The sequence below is a fragment of the Paractinoplanes ferrugineus genome, assembly GCF_016862195.1.
GTDB lineage: Bacteria > Actinomycetota > Actinomycetes > Mycobacteriales > Micromonosporaceae > Actinoplanes > Actinoplanes ferrugineus.
The window spans coordinates 366,286-384,946 of sequence record NZ_BOMM01000016.1 but is presented as its reverse complement, the minus strand read 5'-3'; the positions used below and the strand labels follow the sequence as shown (position 1 = coordinate 384,946).

The 18,661-nt window shown below is 73.8% G+C and carries 19 protein-coding genes; 11 read left to right on the top strand and 8 right to left on the bottom strand.

Annotated features, from left to right (window positions below):
- Window positions 1–90: 90 nt before the first annotated feature.
- Entirely contained in the window at window positions 91–465 is a 375-nt protein-coding gene (locus Afe05nite_RS12570; RefSeq protein ID WP_203817194.1) for a response regulator transcription factor, read from the top strand.
- Between the two features lie 25 nt (window positions 466–490).
- The gene (locus tag Afe05nite_RS12565) at window positions 491–1,345 is read left to right on the top strand and encodes a sensor histidine kinase (protein ID WP_203817193.1); all 855 of its coding nucleotides are present in this window, start codon (window positions 491–493) and stop codon (window positions 1,343–1,345) included.
- Here the strand turns inward: Afe05nite_RS12565 and Afe05nite_RS12560 are convergent.
- From Afe05nite_RS12560 to Afe05nite_RS12550, 3 genes are all read right to left on the bottom strand, one after another.
- Complete coding sequence (locus Afe05nite_RS12560; RefSeq protein ID WP_203817192.1) at window positions 1,329–1,976, bottom strand: DUF3159 domain-containing protein; 648 nt, start codon at window positions 1,974–1,976, stop codon at window positions 1,329–1,331. The two genes, Afe05nite_RS12565 and Afe05nite_RS12560, sit on opposite strands and share 17 nt — an antisense overlap.
- 21 nt (window positions 1,977–1,997) lie before the next feature.
- Window positions 1,998–3,422 (bottom strand): GGDEF domain-containing protein, encoded by a 1,425-nt coding sequence (locus Afe05nite_RS12555; RefSeq protein WP_203817191.1) that lies wholly within the window; start codon window positions 3,420–3,422, stop codon window positions 1,998–2,000.
- A 64-nt stretch (window positions 3,423–3,486) separates the two neighbouring features.
- Window positions 3,487–4,248 carry an alpha/beta fold hydrolase gene (locus Afe05nite_RS12550; protein ID WP_203817250.1) on the bottom strand — a complete coding sequence of 254 codons (762 nt, stop codon included), beginning with the start codon at window positions 4,246–4,248 and terminating at the stop codon, window positions 3,487–3,489.
- A gap of 200 nt (window positions 4,249–4,448) precedes the next feature.
- On the opposite strand from Afe05nite_RS12550, the gene Afe05nite_RS12545 reads away from it, so the two are divergent.
- A complete protein-coding gene (locus tag Afe05nite_RS12545; protein WP_239117764.1) occupies window positions 4,449–5,942 on the top strand; it encodes a M20/M25/M40 family metallo-hydrolase in 1,494 nt (497 codons plus the stop codon).
- Here the strand turns inward: Afe05nite_RS12545 and Afe05nite_RS12540 are convergent.
- Complete coding sequence (locus tag Afe05nite_RS12540) at window positions 5,929–7,494, bottom strand: methyl-accepting chemotaxis protein (protein ID WP_203817189.1); 1,566 nt, start codon at window positions 7,492–7,494, stop codon at window positions 5,929–5,931. The genes Afe05nite_RS12545 and Afe05nite_RS12540 overlap by 14 nt on opposite strands.
- Window positions 7,495–7,593: 99 nt before the next feature.
- Between Afe05nite_RS12540 and Afe05nite_RS12535 the strand changes: the two genes are divergently transcribed.
- The 6 genes from Afe05nite_RS12535 (at window position 7,594) to Afe05nite_RS12510 (ending at window position 13,121) form a co-directional block, all read left to right on the top strand.
- Complete coding sequence (locus Afe05nite_RS12535) at window positions 7,594–8,655, top strand: NAD(P)/FAD-dependent oxidoreductase (protein WP_203817188.1); 1,062 nt, start codon at window positions 7,594–7,596, stop codon at window positions 8,653–8,655.
- The gene (locus Afe05nite_RS12530; protein WP_203817187.1) at window positions 8,652–8,876 is read left to right on the top strand and encodes a hypothetical protein; all 225 of its coding nucleotides are present in this window, start codon (window positions 8,652–8,654) and stop codon (window positions 8,874–8,876) included. The genes Afe05nite_RS12535 and Afe05nite_RS12530 overlap by 4 nt, the downstream gene beginning before the upstream one ends.
- Before the next feature lie 104 nt (window positions 8,877–8,980).
- Window positions 8,981–9,427, top strand: a complete 447-nt coding sequence (locus Afe05nite_RS12525) for a DUF6918 family protein (RefSeq protein ID WP_203817186.1) — start codon at window positions 8,981–8,983, stop codon at window positions 9,425–9,427.
- A gap of 137 nt (window positions 9,428–9,564) precedes the next feature.
- Window positions 9,565–10,770 carry a D-mannonate dehydratase ManD gene (gene manD / locus Afe05nite_RS12520; RefSeq protein ID WP_203817185.1) on the top strand — a complete coding sequence of 402 codons (1,206 nt, stop codon included), beginning with the start codon at window positions 9,565–9,567 and terminating at the stop codon, window positions 10,768–10,770.
- A 107-nt stretch (window positions 10,771–10,877) separates the two neighbouring features.
- Window positions 10,878–12,041, top strand: coding sequence for a GAF domain-containing sensor histidine kinase (locus Afe05nite_RS12515; RefSeq protein ID WP_203817184.1), 1,164 nt, complete (start codon window positions 10,878–10,880; stop codon window positions 12,039–12,041).
- 123 nt (window positions 12,042–12,164) lie between these two features.
- A complete protein-coding gene (locus Afe05nite_RS12510) occupies window positions 12,165–13,121 on the top strand; it encodes an ABC transporter substrate-binding protein (RefSeq protein WP_203817183.1) in 957 nt (318 codons plus the stop codon).
- Window positions 13,122–13,127: 6 nt separating this feature from the next.
- Here Afe05nite_RS12510 and Afe05nite_RS12505 read toward each other — a convergent pair whose 3' ends face one another.
- From Afe05nite_RS12505 to Afe05nite_RS12495, 3 genes are all read right to left on the bottom strand, one after another.
- Window positions 13,128–13,574 carry an SDR family oxidoreductase gene (locus Afe05nite_RS12505; protein WP_239117763.1) on the bottom strand — a complete coding sequence of 149 codons (447 nt, stop codon included), beginning with the start codon at window positions 13,572–13,574 and terminating at the stop codon, window positions 13,128–13,130.
- Between the two features lie 100 nt (window positions 13,575–13,674).
- Window positions 13,675–14,706 (bottom strand): MBL fold metallo-hydrolase, encoded by a 1,032-nt coding sequence (locus Afe05nite_RS12500; protein WP_203817182.1) that lies wholly within the window; start codon window positions 14,704–14,706, stop codon window positions 13,675–13,677.
- Between the two features lie 30 nt (window positions 14,707–14,736).
- Complete coding sequence (locus Afe05nite_RS12495; protein ID WP_203817181.1) at window positions 14,737–15,960, bottom strand: zinc-dependent alcohol dehydrogenase; 1,224 nt, start codon at window positions 15,958–15,960, stop codon at window positions 14,737–14,739.
- A gap of 111 nt (window positions 15,961–16,071) precedes the next feature.
- On the opposite strand from Afe05nite_RS12495, the gene Afe05nite_RS12490 reads away from it, so the two are divergent.
- A complete protein-coding gene (locus Afe05nite_RS12490) occupies window positions 16,072–17,133 on the top strand; it encodes a hypothetical protein (RefSeq protein ID WP_203817180.1) in 1,062 nt (353 codons plus the stop codon).
- A 72-nt stretch (window positions 17,134–17,205) separates the two neighbouring features.
- A complete protein-coding gene (locus Afe05nite_RS12485) occupies window positions 17,206–17,829 on the top strand; it encodes a maleylpyruvate isomerase N-terminal domain-containing protein (protein WP_203817179.1) in 624 nt (207 codons plus the stop codon).
- A 15-nt stretch (window positions 17,830–17,844) separates the two neighbouring features.
- Here the strand turns inward: Afe05nite_RS12485 and Afe05nite_RS12480 are convergent, their stop codons facing one another.
- Entirely contained in the window at window positions 17,845–18,660 is an 816-nt protein-coding gene (locus Afe05nite_RS12480) for a DeoR/GlpR family DNA-binding transcription regulator (protein WP_203817178.1), read from the bottom strand.
- Window position 18,661: the final 1 nt, after the last annotated feature.

The window sequence follows — 18,661 nt, the reverse complement described above, 5'->3', positions numbered from 1 at the left end:
GGTTGCAGCAGCTCTGCCCGATATGTCTTCCAAGCAATTAAATAACGGGATAAGGTCAGGACAAAAGTACGGGCAACCGAGGAGTAAGCCGTGACGGTGGTTCTGGTCGCCGACGACGACGCCGACATCCGTGATCTGGTGGCGTTCAAGCTGGAACAGGCCGGATTCGACGTCATCGCCGTCGAGGACGGTCAGGCGGCTCTCGAACAGGCCCGCAGCCGCCAGCCCACGCTCGCCGTGCTGGACGTCTCGATGCCCGGACTCTCCGGCATCGATGTCTGCAAGATGCTGCGCGCCGACCCGGCCACCGCCGGAATTCTGATCATCATGCTGACCGCGCGGGTTCAGGAGCAGGACGTCGAGGGTGGGTTCAGCGCCGGGGCGGACGACTACGTGACCAAACCGTTCAGCCCGCGCGAACTGGTCTCCCGGATCCAGGCGCTGCTGAGCCGGGCCCGGGCCTGAGCGCGGTCCGGAAAGCCTCCGGCCGATGCGACCCGCGCGAACCGGTGGCCGGTCGCCCGCCGCCGCCCTGCTGATCGGGCTGGCCGCGGGCGGGGCGCTCGGTGCTCTCGCCGTGGCCCACCTGGTGAGCCGCCTGGACGCGGAGACCGACCATCTGCGGCGCAACGAGGAACAGCTGCTGGCCCGGCTGGCCGCGCTGGACGCCGCCAAGAACGACTTCATGGCGACCGTGTCGCACGAGTTGCGGACCCCGCTGACCAGCATCTCCGGCTACGTCGAACTGCTGCGCGACAGCGAGCCGGGCGAGCTGACCGACGCCCAGCGCCGGATGCTCGAGGTGATCGCCCGCAACGCCCGCCGGCTGCGCGAGCTGATCGAGGACATCCTCACGCTGTCCCGGATCGAGTCCGGCGGCTTCGCCAGCGAGCCCGGCGACCTCGACCTCGCCGAGGTGATCGAACGGGCCGTCTCGGCCGTCGCGCCGACGGCCGACAAGGCGTCGGTCGGCCTGCACTGCGACGTGCGCGGGCCGCTGCCGATCCGCGGCGACGGCGCGCAGCTCGACCGGGTGCTGGCCAACCTGGTCGGCAACGCGATCAAGTTCACCCCGCCCGAGGGCACCGTGACGATCCGGGCCGAGCACCGCGACGGGCACACCCTGCTGACCGTCTCCGACACCGGGATGGGCATCCCGGCGGCCGAGCAGACCGCGCTGTTCGACCGCTTCTTCCGGGCCACCAACGCGATCCGGCAGGCCATCCCCGGCACCGGTCTGGGCCTCGCCATCTGCCAGAAGATCGTGGACAGCCACGGCGGCTCGATCGAGGTGGACTCCACCGAGAACGTCGGCACCACCGTCCGGATCAGGCTGCCGGACTGACCTCACCGGTCACCGGATGCCGCAGGCCCGGGTGGCCGGCCGGCAGGGTCCGGCGGATCACCCACCAGCTCACCGCCAGGCACCCCGCGACCAGGGGCCAGCTCAGCACGACCCGGGCCACGCCCAGCGCGACGACCTGGTCGGCCAGGTAGAGCGGCAGGAAGACGGCCACCCGGAGGGCGTACTGCAGCACCCAGACCCAGCTGGCCAGCGAGTACGACCGCAGCAGCGCCGGGTCGCGCCGCCACCGCGTCCGCTGCCCGAGGACGGCCCCGACGATGACGCCCAGCAGCGGCCGGCGCAGCACGACGCTGATCGCGAACAGCAGCGCGCTCGCCGCGTTCGAGAACACCTGGACCAGGAAGAAGTCGGCGGCGTTGCCGGTGCGCAGCGCGATCACGGCGGCCACGCACACGCCGAGCAGCCCGATCAGCACCGCCCGCGGCCGGTCGCCCCGGCGCAGCCGCCACCCGCAGACCGCCAGCCCGACCACGATCGCGGCCCCGGCGCCGGCCCAGACGGAGTGCCCGGAGATCAGCCAGCCGGTCACGAAGCCGACGGCCGGCAGGGTCGCGTCGATCGCCGCCCGCCGCCCACCGAGCAACTCCGCAAGCGACTCCGGCTGCGCCATCTCCACCCCTGACCTCGAAAGTTAGGTCAGGCTAACCGATTCCCGACGGCGGCGGTGCGCGGCCTTCTCGGCGTACATCGCCGCGTCGGCCAGGCCGATCAGGGTGTCGCGGTCGAAGTGCCCGCCGCGGACGGCGCTCGCGGCCCCGGCCGACACGCCGACCCGGACACTCGCGACCCCCAGCTCGATGGGGTGCCCGACCAGGGCGGTCAGGCCGGCCGCGGCGTGGCCCCGGCACAGCACCACGAACTCGTCGCCACCGATCCGCCCGACCAGGTCGGCCGGCCCGGCCGCGCCGGTCAGCCGCTCCGCGACCGTGCGCAGCACCAGGTCGCCGGCCTGATGGCCGTAGCGGTCGTTGATCGGCTTGAACCCGTCGAGGTCGAGCAGGATCACCGTCACCTCGTCGAGCCCGCCCCGCTCCAGGTCGGTCAGCGCCCGGTCGATCTCGGCGGTGATGTGCCGGCGGTTGGCCAGGCCGGTCAGCTCGTCGTGCAGGGCGTGGTGGGCCAGGGTCCGCTCGGCCCGGCTGCGCAGCAGCGACATCTGCCGCAGCCGCAGCAGCACCAGCGGCACCGCCAGCATCGAGCAGACCGGCAGCACCACGCCGGCCACGGCGTCGTGCCGCACGCCCTGGATCATCGCGATCAGCGGGTTGGCGCAGAGCGCGGCGCCGATCCAGAGCAGCGGCGGCCGGCTGCTCGCGTCGGCCGTCTGCCGGTCGGGGTCGGTGAGCCGGGGCGCGTCGGCCAGCAGCGGGGCGGCCGCGATGGTCAGGTAGGCCATCATCAGCAGGATCGCGGTCGGCACCGCGCTGCCGGTCCGCGCCGTGAGCGTGCCGGAGATGTGCGAGCCGAGCGTGGCGGCGCAGCAGATCATCAGGTAGCGGATCGGGCCGCGGCCCTCGGCCGCCCGCCGGCTGATCCGGTACAGGCAGGCCAGCACGGCGGCGAGCACGGCGATGTCGGACAGCGCCAGCATCTCGCCGGTCGTCGTGGCCGAGCCGGTCAGCCGGGGTGCGATCAGCCACGCCCAGGTCGGGCCGGCCACGCACACCCCGAACAGGGCCGCGTCGAGCAGGCCGGCCACGTCACCGACGCCGCGCCGGCGCAGCAGCAGGGCCGCCCCGGCGAGGAAGAGCAGATGGGCGGTGGCGATGCCGAAGTCGGCGGGGCGGCCCTCGGCCCGGCCGAAGTGGTGGCCGGGCACCCAGTCCGACCAGAACGCCATGCAACCCGCGAGCAGCAACAGGCCGGCGGCCGCGACCGTCCACGGCCGGCGTTCGCGGAGATGACCGGAGGCCAGGGCGCCGGCGAACGTCGCCACCGGAACCAGGGTCACCATCGCGAAGATCACGACGCGCAGGGCCGGAGACGCGACCGTGTAGGCCGCCGAGGCCGTCACCGTCGCGACGAGTACCCCGGCGTGCACCGGCCACCTCGTCATATCAGCTGCTCCCGTCCCCGCGTCAGGACGGCACATCGGCGCCCGGCGGGGGCCCCTGAGGAAATCAGGCCGGGCGGCGCAGGAAATCGGTGGCGACGGCGGCGAACAGCGGGGACATGAACAGGTCGTAGTGGGTCAGGCCGGGCAGGATGGCGAGCGCGTGGCCGCCCTTGGGCCGGCCCTCGCCGCCCCAGCCGCCGTCCTGCAGGCCGCCGCCGAGCAGTTCGAACACCTCGACGAAGTGCGCCGGCGGGCACATGTCGGCGTCGGCCGCGACCAGTTGGGCCGGCACCCGCAGATCGCGCACCTCGTCGGTGAGGTCGAAGTCCTCGGCCATCGCCGCGCCGATCTTGTCGAGCAGGCGCGGGAAGTCCGCCGGGCGCGGAGCGACCCGGGCGTACAGCTCGTACATCGGGGTCTGCTTCATGAACTCGGCGGCGGCCGCGGAGACCTGGCCCTGCTGGGCGAGGATCTCGGGGTACACGGCGTCGCGGCGGATGCCGGCCGAGGCGCAGACCAGGCGGCCCATCCTCGCCGGGTGCCGGATCGCCACCTGCAGGGCCACGCCGCCGCCGAGCGAGTAACCGACCACGTCCGGGTGGTCCAGGCCGAGGTGGTCGATCAGGGCGGCGATGTCGTCGGCCAGCAGGCGTACGTCGAGGGGCCGGTCGATGTCGGCGGTCCGTCCGTGGCCCTGCAGGTCGGGCAGGATCACCTGGTGGTGCTCGGTGAACCCGGCGAGGGCGGGCCCGAACATCTCGCCCGAGCCCAGGCCGCCGTGCAGCAGGATCAGCGGCCGGCCCGTTCCGTGCGTCTCGTAATACATGCTCAAGCCGTTGATCTCGGCGTACACGGGGCTCCCTCGGGTCGTTGTTTTCCGATACCGACCGGCGGCAGCGGCGAAACTCATCGGGATCAGCCGCGGCGTCGCCTAGTTCGATAGGTGTCGATAGGCTGCCGGGACGGCCCGCCGCCACAGCGGTGGGCCGTTGCCTCGCCGATCAGTCGTCGATACCAGGAGGACTCGTGCGTTTCGTTCGCAAGGCCGCGATACCCGCGGCGGCGCTGTTGCTCATCGGCCTGGCGGGCACCCCCGCCGAGGCCATCGACCAGGTCAACAGCAAGAAGCTCCGGGACGCCGTGACCGTCGACGGCATCCTCGGCCACGAGCGCGTGCTCCAGCGCATCGCCAACCAGAACGGCGGCACCCGCGCCTCCGGGACGACCGGCTTCACCGCCACCGCCACCTACCTGAAGGACACCCTGCGCGCGGCCGGCTACCAGGTCAGCGAGCAGGAGTTCACCTTCCCGTTCTTCCGCGACCGGGCCCCGGCGACCCTCACCGCGGGGTCCAGGAGCTACCCCACCGACACGTTCACCTACTCCGGCAGCGGCACCGTGACCGGCACCCTCGTGCCCACCACCGACGTCCAGGTGCCGCCGCCGGCCACCCCCGGAGTCACCTCCGGCTGCGAGGCGACCGACTTCCCGCCCGCCGGTGACGCCCCCGCGGTCGCCCTCGTCCAGCGCGGCACCTGCACGTTCGCGGTCAAGGCCAACAACGCGATCGCGGCCGGCTACGACGCCGTGATCATCTTCAACGAGGGGCAGACCGGGCGGACCGCGCTGGTCACCGGCGACCTCGGGGAGGTCTTCGCGGTCCCGGTCGTCGGGCTCAGCTACGACGACGGCGCCGCCCTGGTCGCCGCGACCACGGCCGGCCCGGTGACGGTGAAGGTCAGCACCTCGACCGAGACCGACCTCGACGCGAGGACCGGCAACGTGCTCGCCGAGACCCCCGGTGGCGACCCGGACAAGGTGCTGGTGGTCGGCGCCCACCTCGACTCGGTCGTCGACGGTCCCGGCATCAACGACAACGGCAGCGGCCTCGCCACCGTCCTCGAGGTGGCCCGGCAGATGTCGGCGCTCAAGGTCAAGCCGCGGCAGAAGGTCCGCTTCGCCTTCTGGGGCGCCGAGGAGGGCGGCCTGCTCGGCTCCGAGCACTACGTGGACACGCTGCCCGACGCCGAGCTGGCCAAGATCTTCGCGAACCTCAACTTCGACATGGTCGGCTCACCCAACTACGTCCGGTTCGCGTACGACGGTGACGGCTCCGCGTTCCCGACGGCCGGCCCGCCCGGCTCCGGCGAGATCGAGGCCCTGTTCCACGACTACTTCACCGCCCAGGGGCTGGCCAGCGGGGAGAAGGAGTTCAACGGGCGCTCCGACTACGGCCCGTTCATCGCGGTCGGCATCCCGGCCGGCGGGCTGTCCAGCGGCTCCGACGGGGTCAAGACGGCGGCCGAGGCGGCGGTCTACGGCGGCACCGCCGGGGTCATCTACGACCCCTGCTACCACAAGGCCTGCGACACCATCGGCAACGTGAGCACCAAGGCCCTGGCCGAGCTGGGCGACGGGGCCGCGCACGGCATCTACACGCTGGCGATGACCCGCTCAGGCCTGTTCCCGGACGGTTCCCGGCGGATCAAGCGACCGGCCGCCCCGCTCAGCGATAGCTGAACCGGCCGACCAGCCGCTGCAGCTCGCCGGCCAGGTCCGCCAGGTCCGCCGCGGCCTGCTGGCCGGCGAGCACGCTGCGGTTGCTGTCCTCGGCGGCGCCGGACACGTGCGCCACGTCCCCCGCGATCCGGGCCGCCCCGGACGCGGCCGTGGCCACGTTCCGGTTCATCTCCGCGGTCGTCGCGGTCTGCTCCTCGACCGCCGAGGCGACGGTGGTCTGCAGCTGGTCGATCTGCTCGATCACGTCGCTGATCCGGGTGATCGCGTCGACCGCGCTCGTCGTGTCGGCCTGGATGGCGGCCACCCGCGCGGCGATGTCGCCGGTCGCCTTGGCCGTCTCCTGGGCCAGGTCCTTGACCTCGCTCGCCACCACGGCGAAGCCCTTGCCGGTCTCGCCCGCCCGGGCCGCCTCGATCGTGGCGTTCAGGGCCAGCAGGTTCGTCTGCTCGGCGATCGCGGTGATCACCTTGACCACCTCGCCGATCTCCTGCGAACTGGCACCGAGCTTGCCGACCGTGCCGGCGGTCTCCGCGACCACGGCCACCGCCTGCGCGGTGACCTGCGCGCCCGCGCTGGTGCTGCGGGAGATCTCCTGGATCGACAGGGCCATCTCGTCGGCGCCCAGCGTGATCGTCCGGAGGCTGCGGGACACCTCGTCGGCCGACGTGTTCGCCGACTGGGCGTCGCCCGCCACCGCGGCCGCGCTCGCCGCCACCCCGTCGGTCACCCGGGACAGGTCGGCCGAGCTGCGGGCGAGCGTGGTCGCACCGTCGGCCAGCGCGGTGACGGTCGGGCGGACCGAGGTGGTGGCCCGGCCGACCGACCGTGCCATCGCCCCGATCTCGTCGGTGCCGCCCACCTCGATCCGGCCGGTCAGGTCGCCGGTCGCGACCGCCTCCATCGCCTCGGCCACGGTGCGCAGCCGCCGGGTGATCGTGCGGGCCACGGCCAGGGCCAGGGCGACGCCGATCCCGAGCGCGACGACCAGGGTCACCAGCACCTCGAGCCGCGCCTCGTCGAACCGGGTACGGGCCTGCCGGACGGCCAGGTCGGCGCTGCTCTCCTCCTCGTCGGCGAGCAGGCCGACGGCCGACTCCATGCCGGCGAGCACGTCGTCGAGGCCGGCGGCCGGGGTGCGGCCGGCCCGGGCGTCCTCCACGGCCGCGATGAACCGCTCCCAGTCCCCGGTGAACTCGGTGAACTTGCGCTCGGCGGCCGCGCTCTTGGGCTGCGTGCGGTAGAGCACCAGGGCGTCGCCGAGCTCGGCCACCGCGACCGAGGCCAGCTCGCCGGCGGCGGCCCGGGCGGGGGCACTCGCCGCGTCCCGCCGGGCGGTGGCCGCCCACCGGCTCATCCGCGCCTGGGCGCCGCGCATGTCGCCGAGCAGGTTGAGGTTGGTGACGTTGGTCTCGCGGATCTCGACGAGCCGCTCGTCCATCTCACCCATCCGCTGCACGGCGAGCACGGTGGCGATCGCGACCACGACCGAGGCGAGCAGCACCGCCGTCAGGATCTTGCTGCGGACCCGCAGGTTGGTGAACCACCCAGACATGACGCCGCCGTCCCCGAACGCGGTTGAAAGCTCTGACCAGGATTGGACCGGATGGGCACGGCGGCCGGTCGAGCCTTCGTCTGACAGCAGAATGTGACCATGACGATCGAAGCGGACGTAGCGGTGATCGGCGCGGGCATGGCCGGCGTGTCGGTCGCCCACGAGCTGGCCGCCGACCACGAGGTGGTGCTCCTCGAGCAGGAGAGCCGGCCCGCCTACCACACCACCGGCCGGTCGGCCGCGATGTTCCTGCAGAGTTACGGCGGCCCCGAGATCCGCGCGCTGACCGCGGCCAGCCGCCCGCTCTACGCCGAGGCCGGCGACCTGCTGACCCCCCGCCCGCTGCTCTGGGTCGCCTCCGCCGCCCAGCTTGGCCGGCTGGACGCGCTGGCCACCGCGCAGCCGGCCCTGGTGCGGCTCGATCCGTCGGCGGCGGTCGCGCACTGTCCCGCGCTGCGCCCCGCCTGGGTGGCCGGCGCCCTCCTGGAGGGCGACGCGTCCGAGATCGACGTGCTCGGCCTGCACCAGCACTACCTCGGTGGCGCCCGCCGGCGCGGGGCGTCCGTGCTGGTCGGCGCGGCGGTGCGGACCGGCCGGCACACCGGCGGCCACTGGCACCTCGACACGGCGGCCGGTCCGGTCCGGGCGGCGGCCGTGGTCAACGCGGCGGGCGCCTGGGGTGACGTGGTCGCGGCGGCCCTCGGCGTACCGTCCATCGGCCTGCGACCGATGCGCCGCACCGCCGCGGTGGCCCGGGCCACCGCCGTCGATCGCGGCTGGCCGTTGATCGCGGACGTGGGGGAGACGTTCTACTTCCGCCCCGAGGGCGCCGGCGTGCTGGTCTCCCCGGCCGACGAGACGCCGAGCGAGCCGTGCGACGCCCGTCCCGACGACGTGGACGTGGCCCTCGCCCTCGACCGCGTCAACGAGGCCACCACGCTCGGCCTGCGCTCGGTGAGCACGGCGTGGGCGGGGTTGCGCACGTTCGCCCCCGACCGCAATCCGGTGGCCGGCCCCGACCCCGCCGCGCCCGGCCTGTTCTGGCTGGCCGGCCAGGGTGGTTACGGCATCCAGATCGCCCCGGCCCTGGGCCGCCTGGCCGCGGCCGCCGTCACCGGCGCCGCGGTGCCGGCGGCGTTGTCGGTGGCGCGCTTCCGATGACCGCACCCTCGGCGGGTACGCCGGACCCGACGCCGGTGCCGGCGGCCGTCCGCGCGGTGCTGCTCGCCACCGTGCGCCGGCTGGCGCCATTACTCCCGGTAGTTCTGCTGAGCTCGGCCGTTCCGCTGGAAGTGCTCCGCGGGCGTGCCCCGGGAACGGATGTCCGGTCGTCCCCGGCCGCCGACACGGGCGGCGAGAACCGGACGGACGGCCAGGGATGACCGGCACCCCAGCTGAAGATCACCTGGGGAAAACGGACTACTCTCCCCACTCGAGCGAAAACCCGGCGATGCTCGAATCGGCACTTGAAGGAGCTCTCACCCCTATGTATTCCAACCTCACCGACATCCTCGACCAGGACGGCGCGCTGGCGGCCATCGTGGCCGACGCCCAGTCCCTGGTCGAGCAGGAGCTGGCCAAGAAGTCCGGTGTCTCCGCGGCCGCCGTGAAGCTCGCCTACAAGGCGATCACCTCCTTCGCGCCGGGCTACTACGAGAAGACCGTCGGTCTGATGATTCCGGACATGCTCTACCAGCTCACGCCGTTCTGGCAGGACTTCCAGGCGGCCGGTGGCGGCAGCTTCGGCGATTACCTGGCCAAGCGCAGCGACGAGGTCGGCCCGGCGCTGCTCAAGGTCACCGACAGCATGGCGTCCTCGTCCGAGAAGCCGGTCGTGGTCAAGGCCTACAACACGGTCCGCGGCAGCGCCCAGAAGCACATGGAGGCGTCGCTCCCGTCGCTCGGTGCGCTGGTGGAGAAGTACGCCGCCTGATCCGCGAGGATTTTCCGGCCATGCCCCCGGTGCGGGACCGGGGCATGGCCGTTGTGCTGTCCGAACCGATTTATTGACATCTATCTGAAGGGGATCTCAGACTGGCGGTTGGCCGGCCGGGTGAAGGAGGACGTGGAGTGCGGATCGTCGACGCCAGGGTCATCGTCACCTGTCCCGGCCGCAACTTCGTCACCCTCAAGATCGTCTGTGACTCCGGGGTGACCGGCGTCGGGGACGCCACGCTCAACGGCCGCGAGCTCGCGGTCGCCGCCTACCTGAGCGAGCACGTGATCCCGGCGCTGATCGGCCGGGACCCGGCACGCATCGAGGACACCTGGCAATACCTCTACCGCGGCGCCTACTGGCGCCGGGGGCCGGTCACGATGACCGCCGTCGCGGCGGTCGACACCGCCCTGTGGGACATCAAGGGCAAGGTGGCCGGGCTCCCCGTCTATCAACTGCTCGGCGGCCGGTCGCGCGCCGGCGTCCGGGTGTACGGCCATGCCAGTGGCGAAACCATCCCGGATGCCCTGGAATCGGTGGCCGAGTTCGTCTCCCGGGGCTACCAGGCCGTCCGCGTGCAGGTCGCGGTCCCCGGGATGCCCGGCACCTACGGCATCTCCACCCAGCCCGTCTACGAGCCCGCGACCGCCGGGATCGCCGACGAGGCGACCTGGTCGACACCGCACTACCTCGCCCACGTCCCGGCGGTCTTCGCCGCCGTGCGGGCGGAGTTCGGCCCGGAGCTGGGGCTGCTGCACGACGTCCACCACCGGTTGACGCCGATCGAGGCGGCCCGGCTGGGCCGGTCGCTGGAGCCCTACGCGCTCACCTGGATGGAGGACCCCACCCCGGCCGAGATGCCGGACGGCTTCCGGGTGATCCGGCAGCACACCACCACCCCCGTCGCGGTGGGGGAGGTCTTCAACACGATCTTCGACTGCGCCCAGCTGATCACCGAGCGGTTGATCGACTACGTCCGCGCCACGGTCGTGCACGCCGGCGGCATCACCCACCTGCGGCGCGTCTTCGACCTGGCCGCGCTCTACCAGGTGCGGTCCGGCTCGCACGGGGCCACCGACCTGTCGCCGATCTGCATGTCCGCCGCCCTGCACCTCGACGTGGCGATCCCCAACTTCGGGCTGCAGGAGTACATGCCGCACACCGCGGAGACCGACGCGGTGTTCCCGCACGGATACCGCTACGCCGACGGCTTCCTGCATCCGGCCGAGGAACCCGGCCTGGGCGTCGACATCGACGAGGAACTGGCCGCCCGCTACCCCTACCGGCCGGCCGCGCTGCCGGTGAACCGCCTGACCGACGGGAGCATGCACGACTGGTAACACCTACCGAGCGGTCGGCTCCCTTCTTGCTCCCCGGGAACCCAGGAGGTTGCCGGGGCCGTGCCGATTCTCGCTGGCAGCACAAGAAGGCCGGGGGAGGATACGACATGAGCACGTCGGTTATCAGCAAGGCGCAATCGCAGAACGCCGCAGCCGCCCGCTACCGGGCGGCCGTGGCCGACATTCCCGAGGTTCTCGAGATGGTGTCGGACGTCTGCCGGGCCCCGATGGCGGCGCTCAAGGTCGTCGGCGACACCCAGGCGCACGTGGCCGCGGCCGTGGGCATGCCGTCCGTCGGCGACGTGCCGAAGTCGGCGTCGCTGTGCGACATGGTCTCCGAGGCCGACTCGGCGGTCGCCGTCGACGACGCGGCGCACGACCCGCGGATGGCCGGCCACCCACTCGTCACCGGGTCCGCGCACGTCCGCTTCCTCGCCGCCGCCCCGCTGCACTACGACGGCCACATCGTCGGCGCGCTGTGCGTCTTCGACCCGGGCCCCCGGCAGATCGACGCCGCCACCACCACGCGGTTCCTCGAGCGCATCGCCCGGCGGATCGACTCCGAGACCTCGCTGCGGCACCTGCTCACCCAGCAGCAGCCGCTGCCGCTGGCGATCGACCAGGACGAGGTCGTCACCGCCATCTCGCACGAGGTGCGCACCCCGCTGGCGGTGATCCAGGGCCGCCTCGAGATGCTGACCGGCACCCCGGGCGCGATCGCCCCGGAATACCTCAAGCACGCCGAGGCGATCCGCCGCAACGCCGACCGCCTCTGCCGCACCGTCGACAACCTGCTGCGCGCCGCCAGCCAGCACCGGCACACCCCGGTCGGCGCCCGGGACGTGATCGACCTGCGCACCGCCATGCAGGTTGTCGCCGCCGGGATGGGGCCGGCCGCCGAGCGGGTGCTGCTCGACCTGCCCGCCCACCCGGTGTGGGTGACCGCCGACCAGCGGCTCGTCGAGATCGCGGTGTCCCAGCTGGTGAACAACGCGCTGCACCACGGCGGGCCGGGCGCCCCCGTGACCATCTCGCTGGCCCGCTGCCCGCAGCCGACCATCGAGGTCCGCGACTCCGGCCCCGGCCTCGACGAGACCGACCTGAGCCGGCTCGGCACCGCCTTCTTCCGCGGCTGCGACGCCCGCCGCGACGAGAAGGCCGGCCTCGGCCTCGGCATCAGCATCAGCCGCCGGATCGTCGAGGCCCAGGGTGGCCGGCTGACCGTGCACAGCCTGCGCGGCGAGGGCGTCGTCGCCCGGATCGCCTTCTGACCGGACCGTACGCGGCGTGATCCCGCCATCACTTCTGGACGTTCCGCCGGTCGCGCGGGCGGGAAGATCGGCTATAAGGTTCGCCGGGCGCGTATCGTGCGCCGCCGATCACGTGGAGTGGACATGCGTCGTACCCTTGCCGCCGTTGCCCTGGCCGGGACGCTGCTCGCGGCGTCGGCGTGCACATCGGACGCCGGATCCGGCGGCGCCGAGCCGGCCGGCACCAAGGTCGACGTCGGGGTCATCGCGATCCTCGACGTGGCCCCGATCTACCTGGGGAAGGCCAGGGGCTTCTTCCGCGAGCGCGGCATCGACCTCCGGCTCACCGCCGAGCAGGGCGGTGGCCCGATCGTGCAGGGCGTGCTGGCCGGGAAATACCAGTTCGGCTTCAGCAACGTGACGTCGCTGATGGCGGCGCGGGCCGACGGCGCCCCGCTCAAGGCGGTGGCCAGCGGGGTCGCCTCCACCGGCCGGTCCGGACGCGACTTCTCCGCCGTCGTGGTGCCCGACGGCAGCCCCATCCGCACCGCCAAGGACCTGGTGGGCAAGCGGATCGGCGTGAACATCCTGAAGAACATCGGCGACACCACGGTGCGGCAGTCGGTGCGCAGGGCCGGCGGCGACGCGAGCGGCCTGGTGTTCGAGGCGATCCCGTTCCCGCAGATGGCCGGCGCGCTGCGGGCCGGCAGGGTGGACGCGGCCTGGGTGGTCGAGCCGCAGCTGTCCGAGATCCTCACCGCCGGCGGCAACGTGGTGGCGTCCAACTTCGTCGACACCGCGCCCGACCTGACCGTCGCCCTCTACTTCACCGGCCAGGCCGTGCTCGACAAGGACCCGGAACTGGTCGCGAACTTCACCGCGGCGATCCGGGAGTCCCTCGACTACGCGGCCGGTCACCCCGACGAGGTGCGCGACATCGTCGGCACGTACACCCCGATCAACGACACCGTGCGGATCAGCATGATCCTGCCCAGCTGGCCGGAGGACATCAACCGGCCGTCCCTGGCCAGGGTCGCCGAGCTGGGCCGCCACGACGGCATCTTCCAGAACACCCCGCCGCTCGACGACCTGCTGCCCTGAGCCGCGTCAGGGCAGGATCGCGTCCACGTAACCGCCGTCGACCCGCACCGCGCCGCCGGTGGTCGCGGACGCCTGCGGGGAGGCCAGATAGACCACCATGTTGGCGATCTCCTCCGGTTCGATCAGGCGCTGCAGCAGCGACTGCGGGCGGTGCTCGCGCATGAACTCGCGCTGGGCGTCGTCCCAGCTGCTGTCGTTGCCGACCAGCGAGCGTACGAAATCCTCCACCCCGCCGGTGTGCGTCGGCCCGGCGATGACGCTGTTGACGGTGACCCCCGACCCGGCCGCCTCCTCGGCGAAGCCGCGGGAGACCGGCTGCGCCCCGAAGATGCCCAGGTTGTTGACGAGGATGTCCACATCGGGCAGCAGTTCGGTGGCTCGCCCGATCCTGCCTCGCCCGCCCGGGGCGCGCCGGGTTCGGGTGCCGGCGTCACCGCCCGGGGCGGTGGTCACCCGAACTCGGGAGTGACCGCCTGATCGCCGCTCGCCCAGGGTCGGCGGACCGACCTGGGCCTGTCCCTGCTGGCGATGGCCTGGGGTCCGGGGCCGCGGGTCAGGCCTTCTGCCACACCGCGGGGGTGCCGGGCAGGCGCTGGAGCACGCCGCGGGCCGCGAGGTGCTCCAGATGCGCGAGGGTCTCCGCCAGGGCCATCCGCTGCAGCATGCCGTGCAGCGAGTCCCACCCCCGGGACCAGGTCAGCCGGGCCGCCACCGCCCACCCGGTCGGCTCGTCGAGCGCCTCGACCGCCCGCAGGATCTCGGCCTCCCGCGCCCCATGGTGCTCGATCAGTTCGGCCGCCCGGGCGTCGATGCCGCTGAACCGGTACTCGTGGGCCGGCAACGCCTCGTCACCGCCGAAACCGGCGGTCCGCGCCAGGGACGCGAGGTAGTCACCGAGCGGGTCGCCCACCGAGGTCGGCAGCACGGCGACGTTCGGGCTGATCCGGGGCAGCAGATGGTCGCCGGTCAGCAGCACCCCGGCGGTGGCGTCGTGCAGGCAGAGGTGCCCCGGGGTGTGCCCCGGTGTCCACACGGCCCGCACCGATCGTCCCGCCAGCGGCAGCCGGTCGCCGTCGTTGATCTCCCGGTCCGGCGCCGGCATCGCCAGCAGGGCGGCCATCCGGTCGGGGTCCACCCCCAACGATCCGACCTCCTTCTCCGGTACGCCGTGCAGCCCCAGCCAATCGGGGTCGACACCGGGATGACGTCCCTTCCACGCGCGCGCCGGGAGGGTCTCGGCCTCGGCCGGGTGCATCCCGATCCACGCGCCGGACGCCTCCCGGAGCCATCCGCTCAGCCCGTGGTGGTCGGGGTGCGCGTGGGTGAGCACGATGCCCCGGACGTCGGCCGGAGCGGCACCGGCCGAGGCGAGCCCGGCGGTGAGGGCGGCCCGCGCCTCGTCGCTGTCCCACCCCGGGTCGACGACGACGAGCCCGGAGTCGTCCGGGAAGACGTAGCAGAGGGTGTACCGCATCGGGTTGTCCACGATGGGCACCGGGATCGACCAGAGGCCGGGGCGGGGCTGCTCGACCGGCGGCAGGACCCGCCGTTTCCAGGCGTCGGCCTGAGCGGTGCCGGTGATCATCCGCGCCCCCCGATTACTGAACGGTGACCGTCAGGCTAACCCGGCCCGCCCGCCGCCGGCAGTGAAGCCCGCCACCAGCGGAAGGTCGGCGTTCGGCCGCAGCGTCACCTTCACCGCGCCCGCCCGGGGACCGGCCGCCGCGGTGTCGAGCGCCTCGCGCCACTCCGGCAGCACGAAGGTGTGGGTGACGAGGCCGTCGACCGGGTAGGCCGGGTCGGCCAGCCACTGCACCGCCTCGGCCATGGTGGTGCGCCCGCCCAGGGCCGGTTCCGGGCCGGAGTTCACGGTGCCCTGCACGGTCAGTTGGCGGTTCCACACCAGCGACCAGTCGACCTTCTGCCGGCCGGCGCCGCCGACCAGCACGAGCATGCCGTTCGGGCGCAGCAGGTGCAGGCCGAGGTCGATGGTGCCGGGCCGGCCGACGCAGTCGACGACCAGGTCCACGCCCCGCTCGAGGATCGGGGTCCGGGTCAACCGGGGCCGGACCACCCGGCCGCCGTGCACCTCGGCCAGCGCCTGCACCACGTGCGGGCCGGAGTCGAGGGCCCGGTCCGCGCCGGTGCTCCCGCGCAGCGCGCCCGGCCCCACCACCGTGATGTCGAGGTCGGGGTGCAGCCGGCGCAGCGCGGCCACGGTCAGCAACCCGATGGTGCCCGGCCCGATCACGACCGCCCGGTCGCCGGTGCGGCGCCAGCGCAGGGCCGCGTGCAACGCGATCGAGGCCGGCTCGGCGAGCACGGCCCGCCGCGACGGCGTCGAGCCGACCGGGTGCAGCTGCGAGCGGTGGGCGACGACGAACTCACCCCAGCCACCGCCCAGGGCGGCGTCGAAACCCTGCGTCGGCGACCGGCATCCGGTCACGCCCGGCTGGTCGAAGCGTTCGCAGACGTACGGGTGGCCCTCCCGGCAGGAGCGGCACGGCTCGAACCCCCGGTGCACGCAGGAGAGGACCGGATCGAGCGCGAACCGGTCCCCGCCGTGGTCGTCGACCACGACGATCTCGTGCCCGAGGATCTGCCGGCGGGCCGAGTAGAACGCGCTGAGCACCGTGGACGACTTCGCCCGCGCCACCGCCACGTCGCTGCCGCAGATGCCGGCGAGCTCCGGCCGCAGCAGCATCCAGCCCGGCGCGTCGGGCAGCTCGGGCACGGCCAGGTCGTCCCGCAGCGACAGCATCCCGCCCAGGCGCCGGGTCGCCGGCACGGCGCTGAGCAGGTAACGCGGAACGGACAGATCGGCGAGAACGGCGCGCATCGATTCCTCTTCCCGGGCCCGCGGCGGGCGCGGGACCAGCCTCCCGGGTGATCGGCCCGCCCGTCCAGTGGCGGCCCCGCGCCGAGCCGGTCCCGTTGTAGGCTCCGCGCCATGTTTTCGCAAGATGCGGATGCCGACCTGCGGGGCCTGGCCGACGACGCGAGCTTCCCGCACCGCGACGCCGCCCGGCACGCGGTCCGGTTCCGCGGGACCGGCGACGTCGCCGCGCTGCTGGCCGTCCTGGACGATCCGCACCCGTGCGCCGTGACCGAGATGCTGTTCGCGCTGGCCTGCGCCCAGCGGCCGTGGCTCAACTGGGTCCCGATGCCCACCGAGGCGCTGTGCAACGTCGCGAACGAGGTGGGCCGGCGCCGCGCCGAGGGCGAGGAGATGACGCTGACCGGGCTGGCCGTGACCGCCGCCGAGCCGCCCAGCGCGACCGTCGCCTGCCGCCGGGTGGCCGGGCCGGTCGAGATCACCGTCTCCGACTTCCCGTCGCCCGACATCCGCATCCCGGTCCGGTCCGGCAGCTACCGGGTGTGGCGCTACGACGGCGTCCGCCCGGTCCCGGCGGTGCCGGCGCCGTCGGCCGAGGCCGTCCGCGTGCTGCGGGAGGTGGGCGGCGAGCCGTGGGGGTCGCCGCTGTCCGGTTACCTGCAGGCCGAGCCGCTCGGCAAACTGCCCCTCGACGACCTGCTGGGCCTGCTCGCCCACCTGCCCGCGCCGCCGGAGACCCCGCGCTGGGCGCATCTGGCCCGGTCGACCCCCACCTACTGGTACCGCCTCTATCAGCCGTGGGTGTGCCTGGCCCTGCTGCGGCACGGTGCCGAGGGCCGCGAGGCGCTCACCGACCTGACGTTCGGCCCCGAGGACTGGGTGTCCGACGCGGCGCTGTTCGCCCTGGTCACGACCGCCTACCGGGAACCGGCCCGGCGGGCCTTCGTGCACGAGGTGGTGCGCGCCCGGCTGGACGCCGCGCTGGCCGCCCCGCGCCTGGTGACCATCGAGGAGTCGCTGGCCCAGCTGATGCTGATCACCCCCGGCTGCACGACCGCCGACCGCGCCCTGGCCACCGCGGTCCTGGCCCGCCCCGACGACGGCGCCGGCCCGCCGGCCCCGGCCCCGGAGCGGGGACCGGCCCGGCGCCGCTGGTGGCCGCGGTTCCGCCGATGACCGGTCGACGCCGGGGTGAACACGCCCGCGGCAAGGGCTGAGAATCGGCCGCGACATCGATAGGGTCGCCCGATGACGCTCGAGGACCGCCTCACCACGCTGGACGAGCTCTGGTCGGCCTGGGCCGCCGTGGGAGCGGGGCTGACCGGCGCGGACTGGCCGAGACCGACCCGGCTGGACGGCTGGGACCTGCGCGCGCTGTGGGCCCACGCGGCGGGCTGGCCGTTCGGCTTCTCGATGCTGGTCGGCCGGGTCACCGACGCCGAGCCGACCCATCGCCGCGCCGCCGAGCTGCTGCGTGAGTTCAACGAGCCGGGCGGCATCGCGAACACCGGGCGTGACCAGGTCGCCGGCGCGGCCCGCGACGACGCCGCCAGGTACACCACCGAGCAGCTGGTCGGGCAGTTCGCGGTGACCGGCCCGGAAGCGGTCGCGGTCGCCCGCGGCCTGGGTCCGGTCACCGTCGACTACTTCGGGCGGGCGGTGCTCCCGCTCGCCGAGGCGGTCAGCATCGGGGTGCTGGAGGCGACCGTCCACCTGCTCGACGTGCAGCGTGCGCTGGGCCGTACCCCCGCGGTGCCGGAAGCCGGCCTCGCGCACACCGCCGAGGTCCTCGCGCAGATCGCGCCGCCCGTCGACTTCATCGAGGCGGCCACCGGCCGGGCCTCGGCGGACCTGTTCCCCGTGCTGTCCTGAGCCGGCCGGGGCCGGTCACGCGACGTCGGCGACGATCAGCTCGCCCACCCGGTGCCGCAGCGCGGAACGGCCGGACTGGGTCAGGCCGGTGTCGGTGACGAGGACGTCGGCGCGCTCCAGCGGGGCGATCACGGCGGCGCTGGTGACCCCCCACTTGCGGTGGTCGGCCAACACCACGACCCGGCGGGCGGCGGCGAGCAGGGCGGTAGCGGTGCGGGCCTCGGCGAGGTCGGGAGTGGTGAAGCCGGCGCACACCGCCATGCCGTACACGCCGAGGAAGACGACGTCGAGGTTCAGGCCGGCGGCGGTCCGTTCGGCGATCGGGCCGGCCAGCGCGCCGGAGCGGGTGCGCCGGCCGCCGAGCAGCACCACCGTCTGGCCGGGCAGGCCCTCGTGGTGAAAGGCGTCGGCCACCGGGAGCGAGTTGGTGACCACGGTCAGGCCGGGCACCTCGAGCAGTTCACGGGCCAGCAGCGTGGTGGTGCTGCCGGCGAGGATGCCGATCGCCTCGGCCGGGCGCGTCAGCCGGGCGGCGGTGCGGGCGATCGCCGCCTTGGCCCGGTGGCCGCCGGCGGCGGACCGGCCGGCGGCGGACGCGTCCGGGGCGCGATCCCCGGCCGGGCCCGGCCCGGCGGCGAGGGCCGGACCGGGGGTCAGTGCCATCGCCCCGCCGCGCACCCGGGCGATCAGGCCCCGGCCGGCCAGCGCCTCGACGTCGCGCCGCGCGGTCACCCCGGAGACCCCGAGGCGGGTGCCCAGCTCGGTGATCCGGGCCCCGCCGGTGCGGTTGATCTCCGCGAGGATCCGGGCCCGCCGCTGCTCGGCGTGCACG